The organism is Henriciella sp. (assembly GCF_029936995.1).
Lineage (GTDB): Bacteria > Pseudomonadota > Alphaproteobacteria > Caulobacterales > Hyphomonadaceae > Henriciella.
Genome location: NZ_JAPYRE010000001.1, coordinates 625927 through 639752, shown reverse-complemented (window position 1 = coordinate 639752; position 13826 = coordinate 625927). Strand labels below are relative to the sequence as shown.

Here is a 13826-nt window from a genome sequence, read left to right as displayed (position 1 = left end):
TGGACCTCCTATCCTGCAGGACAGTCAGTCAGCCTGTCCCCCTGCCATATCTTCCCCCGGGATGGTGCGGTCGAGAGGACTCGAACCTCCACGGATTGCTCCACAACGACCTCAACGTTGCGCGTCTACCAGTTCCGCCACGACCGCAAAGTCCCGTATGGGAAGAAGAGCGCGGTATAAGTGCGTAGGAAGCCTTTGTGAAGCCCTCCTTGCACCTCTATATGCGTCAAATGGCAGATTTTTCTCCCGTCCAGTGGGCTGTAAGCCCCTCACCCGTGGATTATCAGGATGCGCTCGCTTTCATGCAGCGCCGGGTCCGCGATATCCGCGAGTCTGGCGCACCGGAGCTGGTGTGGCTGCTGGAACACCCGCCACTTTATACCGCTGGCACGAGCGCCCGGCCTGAAGACCTCAGGGATGCGGCCCGGTTTCCCGTTCATGAGGCCGGCCGTGGTGGCCAGTACACCTATCATGGCCCCGGCCAGCGCGTCGCCTATGTCATGCTCGATGTTGGCCAGCGCGGACGCGATGTACGCGACTTCGTCGCCAAACTCGAAAGCTGGATCATCGCTGCACTGGCTGAATTTAACGTGACGGGCGAAGTCAGGGATGGCCGCGTCGGCGTATGGGTCGACCGGACCCAACCCGGCGGCCCGGTGCGCGAGGACAAGATCGCGGCTATCGGCCTGCGTCTCAAACGATGGGTCAGCTTCCATGGCATCAGCCTGAACGTCGAGCCGGACCTGAGCCATTTCACCGGCATCACCCCCTGCGGCATTTCAGAGGACGGGCTTGGTGTCACCAGTCTCGTCGACCTCGGCCTGCCCGTCATAATGGATGATGCCGATCAGGCGCTGAAGACAGCGTTCAGGCAGGTTTTCCTGTCGGAGCTTGTCGAGACGAAAGCGCCCCTCTCAGATCAGGTCTCGTAGGGCCGCCTCTGCTCACCGGCTTCCTGTTCATTACGGCGGCCGAAATATGGGACACGCGCCACCCACAGCAGGCTCCATATCGCGATCAGGCCGCTAAGCGGGATTATGGTATTCTGGATTACGGGCAATGAAGCCTTCAGAACCGTGGGCGCCTTGGCATCCATGGGCTGGTCCAGATTGCCCGGACCGCCATCAGGGCCGCCCCGCCTTCCACGCCCCTGCGCCTGCTGCGCCTCTCCGGCTTCACCGGCCTCACCACTGGCTTCTGCTTCTGCCGCACGCTTTTCAGCCTCTTCCTGGGCCTTTTCCCGTTCTGCGCGCTGCTTGGCCCGGAAAGCATCCGGATCGGCCAGGTATTCCTGGCGCGTCTCATAGCGCTTGTCATACTGGGCCGACTGGCTCTGGGCCGTCATGACGAAAATGCCTGCTGCAAGCACAAGCGGCACAAGTGGAATGACAGCCAGAAGCTGGGGTTTGCCGGCATCATTCAGGCGACGTGAATGTATCACGTACGACATCAGCGTCGTGACAAGAAAGACGACGGGCGTGGCATAGACGCCAAACGCGCCGACAGGTTTTCCATTCCCGCCGGCCAGGTTGAGTATCAGCGCAAGGACAAACGGAAGGAGGATAATCAGGAGCTGCAACATGAAGAGCAGCGTCCAGGCCCGGGTAAAATGCAGCTGCGGAGATTCGCCTGTCGGATCGAGCAGGGTCCGCACCCAGTTCATACGCGACGGCAGCTCGCGTTCATCTGTAATCCATGGCCGTTTTGGGTCGAGAGCCTGAGACGTATCTGACATCCGGGTGCGCCTTATCGTTCTTATCGAAAAACGGTTATACGCGCTTTTTCTTATTTATCAATAAACGATAAGAAAAATGTCAGCTGAACTCGTCATGCTCCGAACCGGGCACAGGGCCGTGCTTGTTGGTTCGCGGTTCGGTCGCCAGCGAACCGACGATAAAGCCGAGAATGACGGCATTGACCACCGTTGTCAGGATCGACAGAGGCAGCATGATCTCTGCCAATCTTTCCTGCGCCTGCATGAAAACGTCGAACTCGCCCCTCGAAAAGCGTTCAGCCGCCTCTTCCTGGATTGCCCGCCCCTCTTCTCCCATGAAAAGGGGACCGAGAATCATGCCTTCGATAATTTCAAGGACGACGGCCCCAAGCCAGACGGCGATGACCCACCATCCCGTCGTGCCTGCATCATGAAAGCGTTTCACATAGACGCAGATATAGGGGTAGATCAGCAGCAAGCTGGCCAGGCCAAAGATCGAGCCGAGATAGACCGGCAACGCCGTGGCGATCACGGACGCCACCGTCAGCAGCACGAGCCCCTGCCAGAAACGGTTCTTCTGTATCCGTCCCTGCGGATTGAAGAGGAGATTACCCATACTGCCCTTCCGGTTCAAAGCGTGACCTATCTTCTCTGAGCAGATCGGGCCCGAGCCGTAAAGACTATTCGAACTCCACCATCACTTCGTCAGCAGCGACACTGTCGCCATCGCCGACATTGATGGCTTTGACCGTACCCGTCGCCTCGGCGCGAATGATGTTCTGCATCTTCATCGCTTCGACGATGCAGACAGCTTCGCCCTCCTCGACCTGTTGGCCAACTTCGACATCGACCGAGACGACAAGTCCCGGCATCGGAGAGATGACGAGCTTCGACATGTCCGGCTTCGGCTTCTCCGGCAGGCGTGCATGAAGCGTTGCCGTCAGCGGTGTGCAAACCAGTGCACGCACCGAGACACCCCGGTGACGGAAGACATAGCCTTCCGTGCGATCGGCAAATTTCACGGCGAAGGGCTCACCATCCAGTTCACCCTCGAAGAGATGCGTGCCCGGACGCCAGCCCGTCACCAGCTTATGGCCGGTCCCGTCTATGCGGATCGTCGCTTCGCCTTCGCCAAGCTCGAGGTCTACCTCGTGATGCGCATCGCCGAGAATGACGACCCAGTCGTTACGTTGTTCACCGGGTTCGCTCATGCGGCCGGAAATCTTTTCGGCCCGGCGGGCGAAAACGCCATGCACATAGGCAGCTGCCGTGGTTAGCAGCAGGGTCTGGTGTGCGGTCGGCTCGGTTCCTTCAAAGCCGTGCGGGAAGACATCCTTGATATAGCCGGTTGTCAGGTCGCCGGAGCGGAAGCGGGCTTCATCCATGACCGCGGCGACGAAGGGAATATTGTCCTGGATACCCTCGATGTGGAAACGGTCCAGTGCGGCAGCCTGCACGTCGAGTGCCTCGTCACGGGTCTTGCCGTGCGTGACGAGCTTGGCGATCATCGGATCGTAATACATCGAGATCTCGTCGCCTTCCCGCACGCCTGAGTCCATGCGGACGGTGCCACCGTTCAGCGGACCCTCTTCCGGCGGATTGAAGCGTTTCAGCCGCCCGATGGACGGCAGGAACTTGCGGTACGGGTCTTCGGCGTAAACGCGGCTCTCAATGGCCCAGCCATTGATCTTCAGGTCGCCCTGCCCGATCGCCAGCTTCTCACCATAGGCGACACGCAGCATCTGTTCGACCAGGTCGACGCCGGTAATCATCTCGGTGACCGGGTGCTCCACCTGGAGGCGGGTGTTCATTTCGAGGAAGTAGAAGCTCTTGTCCTTGCCACTAGCGACGAATTCCACCGTGCCGGCGCTGTCATAGTCGACCGCCTTGGCCAGTGCGACTGCCTGCTCGCCCATCTTCTTGCGGGTCGCCTCATCGAGCAGCGGGCTCGGCGCTTCCTCGATGACCTTTTGGTTCCGCCGCTGGATCGAGCATTCGCGCTCGAACAGGTAGATGCAGTTGCCATGCTTGTCGCCCATGACCTGGATCTCGACATGCCGCGGGGCTTCAATGAACTTCTCGATGAAGATCCGGTCATCCCCGAAGGAGGCCTTGGCTTCCGCCTTCACCGCCGGGAAGCCTTCCTCGACTTCCTTGTCGTTATAGGCAACGCGGATACCCTTGCCGCCACCGCCGGCGGACGCCTTGATCATCACCGGGTAGCCGATCTCGCCGGAGACTTTCACAGCTTCCTTGGTATCCTCGATCAGGCCCATATGACCCGGCACAGTGCTGACACCAGCTTCGGCAGCAAGATTCTTCGAACTGATCTTGTCGCCCATCGCCTCAATGGCATGTGCGTTCGGCCCGATGAAGGTAATGCCTTCCTTGTCCAGCCGCTTGGCGAATTCCGGGTTCTCCGAGAGAAAACCGAAGCCGGGGTGAACGGCTTCCGCCCCCGTCTGCTTCACAGCATCGACGATCTTGTCCATGACCAGATAGGATTCGGACGCTTGTGGCGGGCCGATATGGACGGCTTCGTCAGCCATCTCCACAGCCATCGAGCCTGCATCGGCATCGGAATACACCACAACAGTTTTGATACCCATACGCTTGCACGTCTTGATGACGCGAACGGCGATCTCACCGCGGTTAGCGATCAGGATTTTGTTGAACATGACTGCCCCCTGAAATAGCAGCTACAGATACGATCAGGAGTGGCTTATAGCCCGCTCGACGGCGTGTCCATCGCCTAACCTCGCGTCAGCTACCGCATAAACTTCACACGCGGTGCGTCGAGCTTTTCCCTGAAGGCCCACAAGAAAACAGGATCAGGCCGCCTTCATTGGCTGCGTCGCTTCCAGTAGTCCGTGGGCAAATCCGGGCACTTCTGTATTCAGGAGATCGACAAGTTTCCGCTCGGCCGGGCTGACAGACTTGTCCCAGCCAAGCCGGCGCAGAAACCAGTTCTTTTCATTCTGTGTAATCTGGCTACCGGCTCGTGAAGCAGCTTCTTTCGCCATTTCTCTCGCCCGCATTGCCGCATCGTGATCCCGGCTGACCTTGTCGAACCAGCTGCCACTGGTGAAGGACCCGGCCATACTCGACAGGAACCCGCTTACGTTCGTTTTCTTGTCCTTCAGCCATGCCTGACGGTTGAGAGCGTCAGATTCGCTGCCTGGATCAGGATGGGCGGCAGCAATCAGGTGATTCAATACAGCCTTCGCAAACAGGTTGTTCCAGCTTGCTGCATTCGCCGCCCGCGCGATTGCGTCATTCGTGCCAAACAGGACACTGGCTTCATGGCGGCTGACCCATAGGGATGCTTCCCCGGCCGGTGCATAGAGGATGCGGCGCATACGCTCTGTCATCTCTTCGGAGGCCGCGCCCTCATCCATGATGCGTCTGGAGACAGCCTGCAGGCAGAAGCGTGACAGCCTCATGGGCGCGCCTTCTGCCCGGCGCAGGACAGACAGCATCAGATCAAGCTCGCTATCGCTGACCTCATTGTCCTCACGGCCAATCATGCCAATCAGCCAGTCCGCATCTTCCTCGCCAACCCAGCCGGGTGCAGGCTGCTTGTTCAGCAGGAAATCGCCTATAGCAATGATGAACCGCTCCACCCAGGCCGGATCACGATCCGCCAGCTGGTCGTTCAGCCTGAAAACCGCCTCGGCTTCTTCGCGGCTTACAATGCCATCATTGTAGATTTCATTGACGATCCGTCGCGCCTCGGCTTCTCCAATCGCACCTAGGTGGGCGATCCGCGCCATGAGGAGCTGCATTTCGTTGTCCATGGCTTCCCCTGGGACCGAATACAAAAAACCTTATTCTGCAGTCCCACAAATCCGTTTCCAGAGGGTTATCCCTGACAAAGGCTCTGTCACCCGGTCAAATACCCCATCCTGTGATGGCCCGCAGCCATTAAACTGCGTTCACGAAATCATGCTTTCCCCTGCGTCGGTTGTTTGCGGAGTCGTGGCGGTGTGTATAGTTCACTAGTAAAAGATATACGGGGAGAAGCATGCATTACGCCGAGCTATCAAAGGCATACAAGGAACTGACCGGACCCGGGGGTGATTTTGAAATCGTCCGGGAAAATATCCTGGGCAATGATATCCTTAGCTACAAGAATGCCCCACCGAGTATCCGCGAGTTCTGGCTTTCCACGCTGGAGTTCTCAGACCGTGACTATCTCGTCTATCATGATGAGCGCCTCACCTACGCTCAAGCTCATGAACACGTGAATGCTGTCGCATCATGGCTGATTGCACAGGGCGTAAAGCCCGGCGACCGCGTGGCCATTTCCATGCGCAATTATCCCGAATGGATGCTGGCCTACTGGGCCGGCGCGTCTATCGGCGTGACAATCGTTGGCATGAATGCCTGGTGGACCGCCGAAGAGATGGCGTACGCGCTACAAGACTCCGCACCGAAAGTCCTGATCCTCGATCAGGAGCGCCTCGCTCGCCTGCAGGAGCGCCCGGACATGGCCTCCGGGATGACCCTTGTCGGCGTCAGGCTCAGCGATACGCCGTCCGGCGTTGTGGCGTGGAATGAGGTCGTCGCTCACGGCGGCAGTATGCCGGATGTCACGGTCGATCCGGACTCAGATGCCTGCATTTTCTATACCTCAGGCACCACCGGCTTTCCAAAAGGCGCACAGCTCACCCATCGCGGCTGTGTCGCCAACCTCATGAACATGCTTTATGCCCGCGCTTCAGCCGGGCTCGCCACTCATTGGGCGACGGGTGAAGAGATACCTGATCCGCCCCCGGTCCCTGTCGGCCTTATCACGACACCGCTCTTCCATGTCACAGCCAACAACTGTGGCGCCTATGCCGTGACCGCCGCGGGCGGCACCATGGTTTTGATGTACAAATGGGATGCAGGCGAGGCGCTGCGCCTGATCGAGAGGGAAGGCGTTACCAGCATGAGCGGCGTGCCTGTCATGGCCCGTGAAGTCATCAACCATCCCGATTTCGCAACGACAGACACTTCCAGCCTGACAACGCTCGGTGGCGGTGGGGCCCAGGTGCCTCCTGATCTTGTCCAGTCGATCGAGGCCAAGGTCTCCACAGCCCGCCCCAATACGGGCTACGGCATGACGGAGACCTGCGGCATCATTACGTCCATCGGCGCGGACTTTTATGTCGACAGGCCCGACAGCGCGGGACCGGCCATGCCGAATTTCGAAGTCAAATGCGTCAATGAGCTGGATGAGGCTGTCGCGCAGGGCGAACTCGGCGAGCTCTGGGTCCGCGGCTCTTCGGTCATCAAGGGGTATATCAACCGGCCGGAAGCAACCGCAGAATCCATCACCGACGGCTGGCTCCACACCGGTGACATCGCGCGCATCGACGAAGACGGTTTCATCTACATTGTCGACCGCAAGAAGGACATGGTGCTGCGTGGCGGTGAGAACATTTACTGCGCCGAGGTTGAGGCGGCCCTCTACCGTCATGATGCGGTCGCGGAGTGCTCCGTCTTCGGCGTTCCGGATGACCGGCTCGGTGAGGAAGTCGGCGCTGCCATCGTGCTGAAACCCGGCGAACATCTCACTGAAGACGCCTTGCGGGAGCATTGCGCAGCCATCATGGCGAAGCACAAGATCCCGCGTTATTTCTGGCTCATGGACGAAGCATTGCCACGCAATGCAAGCGGGAAGTTCCTCAAGAAGGACCTTCGCAACCGCCTCACTTCGCAAGTGCAGGCGTAAGGAAACTTACGCCCCTACTCGATACCATGACTCAGCGGTCCAGAACCGCCTTGAGCATCGGCCCATACCCGGAACTGCCCAGCATCGCCATCTGCTGCTGGGCAGACACTTCATTGATCGGAATCTGGGGTTTGGCACCAGGGTGGACCGCGCGCCGCAGCGGACGCTGGCCTGCCGGCATCATGATTATCTCCGCAATCGCGCGCGGAACGTCCATCGGATCGGTGCTTCCACCGCCATTGCGGGACTCTCCCATGCCATCCGTCATTTGCGGATAGGCGGACAGTAGCGCTTCGGACGTGCGTTCCTTGAGCTCAGCCGAACGGATGGCCGAGTTTTCCCATATTTCAGTTGGATATCCGCCTGGCTGGATGATCGTCACATCAATGCCCTTTGATACCACTTCATAGGCCAGCTGTTCGCTCAGCGCTTCGAGGGCAAATTTCGTCGGTGAATACTGCGCCAGACCCGGCACGATCAGGCGGCCAAGCTGTGAGGTAACATTGAATATCTGCCCCGAGCCTGCTGCCCTCATGGCGGGCAGCGCGGCGCGGGTCATACGTTGCGCACCAAAGACGTTGGTATCAAAAATCTGCTGCGTCGCTTCCATATCCTGAACCTCGATGGGCCCGGAAAACGAGATGCCGGCATTGTTGATGAGCACGTCCAGCGCACCACCAGCTGCCTTCTCGGCTGCGGCAACCCCCGTGCGGACCTGTTCATCCGAGGTGATATCAATCTCCAGAACGGTGATATCCAGTCCCTCTTCTTCTGCCAGCGCTTTAAGCTCATCAGCCTCGGGGCGTGGCAGGTTACGCATTGTGGCAAAGACTTTCGCTCCGAGCCGGGCATAGTGCTCGGCACCCAGGCGGCCAAAACCGGATGATGTGCCGGTTATCAGGACAGACTTGCCAGCCAGGCCATTGCCAGCCGGCTGCGCACCAGACTGCGACTGGGCACTGGCCGCCCCTGCCGTGAACGCCATACCGGCGGCACTTGCGCCCAGCATCAGCTGGCGGCGGCTCAGGTTAAGGTCTTTCGTCATGGCAGGCTCCGTTGGCTGGGATATCACTGGAAAGTCATCCTAGATCATCGGGTTGCCATTGTCATGACGAACGCGGCTTGCCCGATAATAGCAGTCCGCCTGAAACCTCATCACTGGCTTCGCGTTAAACTGTTGCGTCATGAGCTAAACGCCCCGACGCGTTGCAGACTTAAGATTGTGCAGAATGCACGAAGGAGAATTAGATGACGCCCAGTTTCAAATACCCCCTCCATCGCGTGCGCAGCCACCTTGCTGCTGGCGTCCTTGCCACCGGCATGGCGCTCGCCTTCTCTTCAGCGGCCTATGCCAAGGCTTCCGATGAAGAGGCTACAGCGGTCGTTACCGAAGCCGCCGAGCGTGCAGTGAGCGCACTTGAGGATTCCAGTATTTCCGATTCAGAAGCCAGCCAGATCATAGAACTGGTCGATGTGGACCGTGTGGCGCAATTCACCCTCGGCAACAAATGGGCCGAGCTGAGCGACGATCAAAAGACGCGCTATGTCGAGGCGTTCCGCGTGTTTGCGAAGAGCCAGCTCAAGGAACACCTGTCCGGCCTGTCGGGTGCCGAGGTCGAGGTCGTCAAGGTGACGCCACGCGGCGAGACCGACAAGATTGTGGCGACCCGCGTGACAACCTCCGACAATAACAATCCGCAGACCCTCAGCTGGCGTCTCATGGATCAAGGCGAATGGACCATCGTTGACATCCAGGCCCAGGATGTCTGGTTCGCAATTGAACAGCGCGCTCAGTTCAAGACAATTCTTGATCAGAACAATGGAGACATCGACGCCTTGATCGATGAGATTTCGAGCTAGGCAAGTCGCAGCGTAGCCTGCTGTTTCCTCATATCATCAGAAACGCCAGTGGCACGCGGGGTCACTGGCGTTTTCATATGCATCCCGTAAAGACATTCCCCTTTCATCTTTTTCGGACATCAAAGTACAGTGACGCTAACCAATGCGTTTGCCTTTCATTCTCATGTGCATTAGGCGGCAAGCTCCAGATTCTGATGGGATGCCAACACATGACAAAACTGTCTTCCTACCTGCTCGGCGCGACGGCGCTTTCCTTCACGCTGACAGCGCCCGCAGCTTTCGGCCAGGAGTCCGACGAGGCGGTTCTTGATGAGATCGTCGTGATTGGCCAGTACCTCTACACAGACCAGGTCAACGCCCTGAAGACACCGACACCCGTAATCGACGTTCCCCAAAGTCTGTCGATCGTCACCGCCGACCAGATCGACCAACAGGGCTTTCAGAGCATTGGCGACATCATCGATTACACACCCGGCGTGAACACCTCCCAGGGCGAAGGGCACCGCGACGCGGTTGTTTTCCGGGGCGTACGCTCGACGGCCGACTTCTTCATCGACGGCGTCCGGGATGACGTGCAGTATTACCGCCCGCTCTATAACCTTGAACAGATCGAGATCCTGCGTGGCCCGAACGCCCTTCTTTTCGGGCGCGGCGGCTCGGGCGGTATCCTGAACCGGGTCACGAAAAAAGGCGTCGTCGGCGAGACCTTCACCGGCTATCAGGCAAGCGCCGACACATTCGGCGGCTATGGCGTCCAGCTCGACAGCAATATTTCCACGAGCGACACATCCGCATTCCGCATCAATGCGATGTATGAGAGCCTGGAGAACCACCGCGACTTCTATGATGGCGACCGCTTCGGGATAAATCCGACCGCCCGGTTCGAGCTGAGCCCGGCGACCACGCTGGATCTCTCCTACGAGTACCTCGACCATGAGCGCTTCATCGACCGTGGCATCCCGACCGGCGCTGACGGTCGCCCCGTCGAGGCTTTCGAAAACATCGTCTTCGGCGATCCGGATCTCAACGAAACCAAGCTTGAAGCCCACCTGCTGCGCGCACGGCTCGAACATGAATTCACCGAGAACCTGAAAGGTAATTTCAGCGCCTTCTACGGCGACTATGACAAGTCCTACCAGAACTTCTACGCCTCCAGCTACGACGAGGCGTCCACGCCTGGCATCGTCACGCTCGATGGCTATCTCGACACGACGCAGCGCGAAAACCTGATCCTCTCGGGCAACCTCGTCGGCGAATTCCAGACCGGAGGCATCGGCCACACCGTCATCACGGGCGCGGAATATATCGACACGTCGAACGACAATGACCGCTTCAACGTGCTCTGGAACACCACGCTGGACGACAATGAAATGTTCGACATCCAGCGCCCGTTGAACCTGAGCGGCGGCACGGGCATCAATTCAGACGGCGTGCCGACAAGCGCCGATTTCACCACGGACCTGAATGACTTCACCAAGGCCGAAGTGGACGTCTTCTCCGCCTACATCCAGGACGAGATCGAGATTTCGGCCATGCTCGACCTGATCGTCGGTGCGCGCTTCGACAGCTTCGACATCGAGGTCCTCAACGTGCCCGCCGATGAGACCCGCTCGCGCAAGGACGAGAAGGTCTCGCCACGCCTCGGCCTGGTCTTCAAGCCGCGGGAGAATGTCTCCTTCTATGCCAGCTACAGCGAATCCTTTCTGCCGCGCAGCGGCGAGCAGTTTGCCAGCATCAATGGCGCGGCCAACCAGCTCGACCCGGACGAGTTCACCAATCTCGAAGCCGGCCTGAAATGGGAGATCCGCCGCGGCCTCAGCCTGACCGCCGCCGTGTTCGAGATCGAGCAGAGCTCGCCGCAGGTCGCCGACAATGACCCCGAAACCCTCGACATCATCGATTCCGAGACACAGGGCTTCGAGGCCCAGCTTCAGGGCCAGGTGACGGACAGGTGGTTCGTCACGGCCGGCTACAGCTATCTCGATGGCGAGATCGTCGACCGGACCGGCCCGACGGGGCGCACCCCGCGTGAGCTGCCGGAAAACATGTTCTCGCTCTGGAACACCTACAAGGTGACCTCCAAGTTCGGCCTTGGCCTCGGCCTGACCTATCAGGACGAGAGCTTCATCAATAATAGCAACACCGCGACCCTGCCGGACTATACGCGCGTCGATGCGGCCGCGTATTACGATGTGTCCGAGCGGCTCCGGGTGCAGCTCAATGTCGAGAACCTGACCGACGAGCTCTACTTCCCGAACGCCCACAGCACGCACCAGGCCACGGTCGGCGCGCCGCTGAATGCGCGTGTCACAATCAGCGGACGGTTTTAGGGAGAGTCTCCGGCTTCGCTTCCGTATCGGCGCTCTCGCGCCTCACATGAAGCGGGCTCAGGGCTGTCTTACTTTTGATCCCCGCTGCGGCTTCGCCTTCGCGATGGATCACGCTCAGGGCTGTCTTTTTTCGCTCATCCCGGCGAAGGCCGGGATCTTGTGCGGCAACCCGCTGCGTCTGCTCCCCCCCCCCTGAGACCCCGGCCTGCGCCGGGGTGAGCGGTGTTGAAACTCCCTGTACGAAAACCGCCACGGCGGCTCCGCCTGGCGCTATAAAACTTGCCCTAGATGACAGGGCCGGGCGCGTCCAGTTTGAACGCTGATGTAATGCCAGCCTTACGGCGTGGCTGGTAAGCGCCCGAACAGGACGCGCCCGTGAGAGGTGTTGGCCGGCAAGGTGTCCCTCTCCGGCCCGCCCGAAAACAGTAATCACCGGGGGCTGCCCCGGCGTCCCTAGCGAACCACATGGCGCCGGAACACTTGTGGCAGGGCCGTTACATCCCTGCCCGCAGCATCGGTCACTCTCACACCCCACCGCCACCCGGCCGGTCCGGACCGCCCTGTCTGACGATGGGATGGTTGGGAGTATGGGTGAGGATTGGAGGGGTGGGATGGATTTCCGATCATCCCGGCGCAGGCCGGGATCTCATGCCGCAAGCCGAGCGCCTCAATCGCCTGAGACCCCGGCCTGCGCCGGGGAGATCGGACAAAAAGCAAGGCTTAGCCCACGTGGGCCTTTCCGCGCACCCCGGTCTTCCCCATCCCATGGGGCGCAAGCGCCAGGAGCATGGTGCAGCTCGGTTTAATCTGGATGAGGCTCGGCGCCACGCTACTGCTTAGCGTCGATTATACATGACTTTATGGAAGCTACGGATGAAGCCGCCTTTAAGAAACCTGTCTGACAAAGCTTCAACACTGTCGGCTAACTCCAAGTCCTCAACCATTTCCGAGACTAGATCTTCAAGCCCTGACTTCACCTTTCGTGTTATTGAAAATCTGCTCGGCGTTTTCGAATAAAGCTCAGAAACGAACACGTTGTTTCGATGAACCACTTCTAATCGATGTTCCCAAATAAGGGGATTGTCGTGAAACCCGGTCAATATTTGTTGCTTAAGATTTTCCGGCATCCATTCAGAACTGCTGCTAAGCAACCAGAATAGGCATTGAATGCCAGTGTACCATTCTCGATAATAATTGCCTGTGTGCGCACTTACGAACGAGCTCGCCAACTCCCCAGGAGAATAGTTCCCGAACGTAGGATGTCGCCAAGCAATGAGCTCACCGCAAAGAGGAGGTCTTCCATCTGTGGTTTCTGGTGGGCCGCCGTAACCCGGCATGGCGTACGCACACTTATTTGCTGGTTCGAGTAGCTCATCAAATAGCTGCTCAAATCCGCTATCGTATCCCGGAATAGTCAACTGCGGCGCATAAATAGCCAGCACTTCCGGATACCGTCGCACGGTGTCTAACAAACCTGGCCACTTCAGAATGAAATCGTGCACTTTATCCGGGTGAGACAGATGATGGGGTCCAAACTCCCACGCTTCCGCAATCCAATCGAGTTGAAGTGCTGTCGATGCGATATTTTCTCCTCTTTCCTGCGAGGTCCAATCCTTGTGGTTGGGTAGCGGAAACATCCAAGGCGTCGAAAGCGAATTAAGATGCGGATCTTTGAACTCTCTCTCTTTGTGTTCGATCAGGCTTATCCACCAGATGTCCGACAGCGGCGGCAGTTCCAGACCGTGAGAGGACAATATTTCATGGGCCACAGAAAGTGGGCTGCCGGTGGGTCGTATTTCTCGAATGATTTTCTCTGTGAGAGCTTCCACACCTTCCGCAGAGTTCGCAGCAAACGTATCAGCCAACGGCGGCGAATACTTGAGAACATCCCCATATGTGAGACCATGCCATATGGGAATGATGACCTTTGAATCACCCGACATTTGTCGAGCGACCAGACCTTGCAGTTCCCTCCTCGGCCATTTCTTCGCAAAAAAGCTTGGACTGAGCACCACAATTCCAAACTGCGAATGAGCCAATCCGTGGTCGATTGACTCCGACAGACTGTCGCCAAGCTTTAGCGAAAACTCATCATACCAAACGTGAATTCCCTTGCTGACCAAAGCAGCAGCAAATTCTCTGACGAAAGGCGTTTTATCTTCGCTTGCGTGAGAAATGAATACGTCGTGCTTCACGCGCTTCT

Annotated in this window: 10 protein-coding genes and 1 tRNA gene; 4 read left to right on the top strand and 7 right to left on the bottom strand. The window is 58.5% G+C overall.

All coding sequences use genetic code 11. The annotated features are described in order from the left end of the window. Positions 1–62: 62 nt before the first annotated feature. Positions 63–147, bottom strand: a tRNA-Leu gene (locus Q1K31_RS03090). 83 nt (positions 148–230) lie between these two features. Here Q1K31_RS03090 and lipB point away from each other — a divergent pair. Next, complete coding sequence (gene lipB / locus Q1K31_RS03085) at positions 231–932, top strand: lipoyl(octanoyl) transferase LipB (protein ID WP_300376580.1); 702 nt, start codon at positions 231–233, stop codon at positions 930–932. On the opposite strand, the gene Q1K31_RS03080 is transcribed toward lipB, so the two are convergent. The 4 genes from Q1K31_RS03080 to Q1K31_RS03065 form a co-directional block, all read right to left on the bottom strand. Beyond that, positions 920–1735 carry a DUF805 domain-containing protein gene (locus Q1K31_RS03080; RefSeq protein WP_300376578.1) on the bottom strand — a complete coding sequence of 272 codons (816 nt, stop codon included), beginning with the start codon at positions 1733–1735 and terminating at the stop codon, positions 920–922. The genes lipB and Q1K31_RS03080 overlap by 13 nt on opposite strands. A 79-nt stretch (positions 1736–1814) precedes the next feature. Next, entirely contained in the window at positions 1815–2330 is a 516-nt protein-coding gene (locus tag Q1K31_RS03075) for a DUF805 domain-containing protein (RefSeq protein WP_300376576.1), read from the bottom strand. Positions 2331–2394: 64 nt separating this feature from the next. Then, positions 2395–4392 carry an acetyl/propionyl/methylcrotonyl-CoA carboxylase subunit alpha gene (locus Q1K31_RS03070; RefSeq protein ID WP_300376574.1) on the bottom strand — a complete coding sequence of 666 codons (1998 nt, stop codon included), beginning with the start codon at positions 4390–4392 and terminating at the stop codon, positions 2395–2397. A 153-nt stretch (positions 4393–4545) separates the two neighbouring features. Continuing rightward, positions 4546–5511: a hypothetical protein gene (locus Q1K31_RS03065; RefSeq protein WP_300376572.1), complete on the bottom strand. Its 966-nt coding sequence runs from the start codon at positions 5509–5511 to the stop codon at positions 4546–4548. Positions 5512–5738: 227 nt separating this feature from the next. On the opposite strand from Q1K31_RS03065, the gene Q1K31_RS03060 reads away from it, so the two are divergent. Beyond that, positions 5739–7433: a class I adenylate-forming enzyme family protein gene (locus tag Q1K31_RS03060; protein ID WP_300376570.1), complete on the top strand. Its 1695-nt coding sequence runs from the start codon at positions 5739–5741 to the stop codon at positions 7431–7433. Between the two features lie 31 nt (positions 7434–7464). Here the strand turns inward: Q1K31_RS03060 and Q1K31_RS03055 are convergent, their stop codons facing one another. Next, the gene (locus Q1K31_RS03055) at positions 7465–8478 is read right to left on the bottom strand and encodes an SDR family oxidoreductase (protein WP_300376568.1); all 1014 of its coding nucleotides are present in this window, start codon (positions 8476–8478) and stop codon (positions 7465–7467) included. A gap of 203 nt (positions 8479–8681) precedes the next feature. On the opposite strand from Q1K31_RS03055, the gene Q1K31_RS03050 reads away from it, so the two are divergent. Both Q1K31_RS03050 and Q1K31_RS03045 read left to right on the top strand, forming a co-directional pair. Continuing rightward, positions 8682–9293 (top strand): phospholipid-binding protein MlaC, encoded by a 612-nt coding sequence (locus Q1K31_RS03050; protein ID WP_300376566.1) that lies wholly within the window; start codon positions 8682–8684, stop codon positions 9291–9293. 209 nt (positions 9294–9502) lie between these two features. Beyond that, a complete protein-coding gene (locus Q1K31_RS03045) occupies positions 9503–11623 on the top strand; it encodes a TonB-dependent siderophore receptor (RefSeq protein ID WP_300376564.1) in 2121 nt (706 codons plus the stop codon). 836 nt (positions 11624–12459) lie between these two features. On the opposite strand, the gene Q1K31_RS03040 is transcribed toward Q1K31_RS03045, so the two are convergent. Beyond that, positions 12460–13818: a toll/interleukin-1 receptor domain-containing protein gene (locus tag Q1K31_RS03040; RefSeq protein ID WP_300376562.1), complete on the bottom strand. Its 1359-nt coding sequence runs from the start codon at positions 13816–13818 to the stop codon at positions 12460–12462. Positions 13819–13826: the final 8 nt, after the last annotated feature.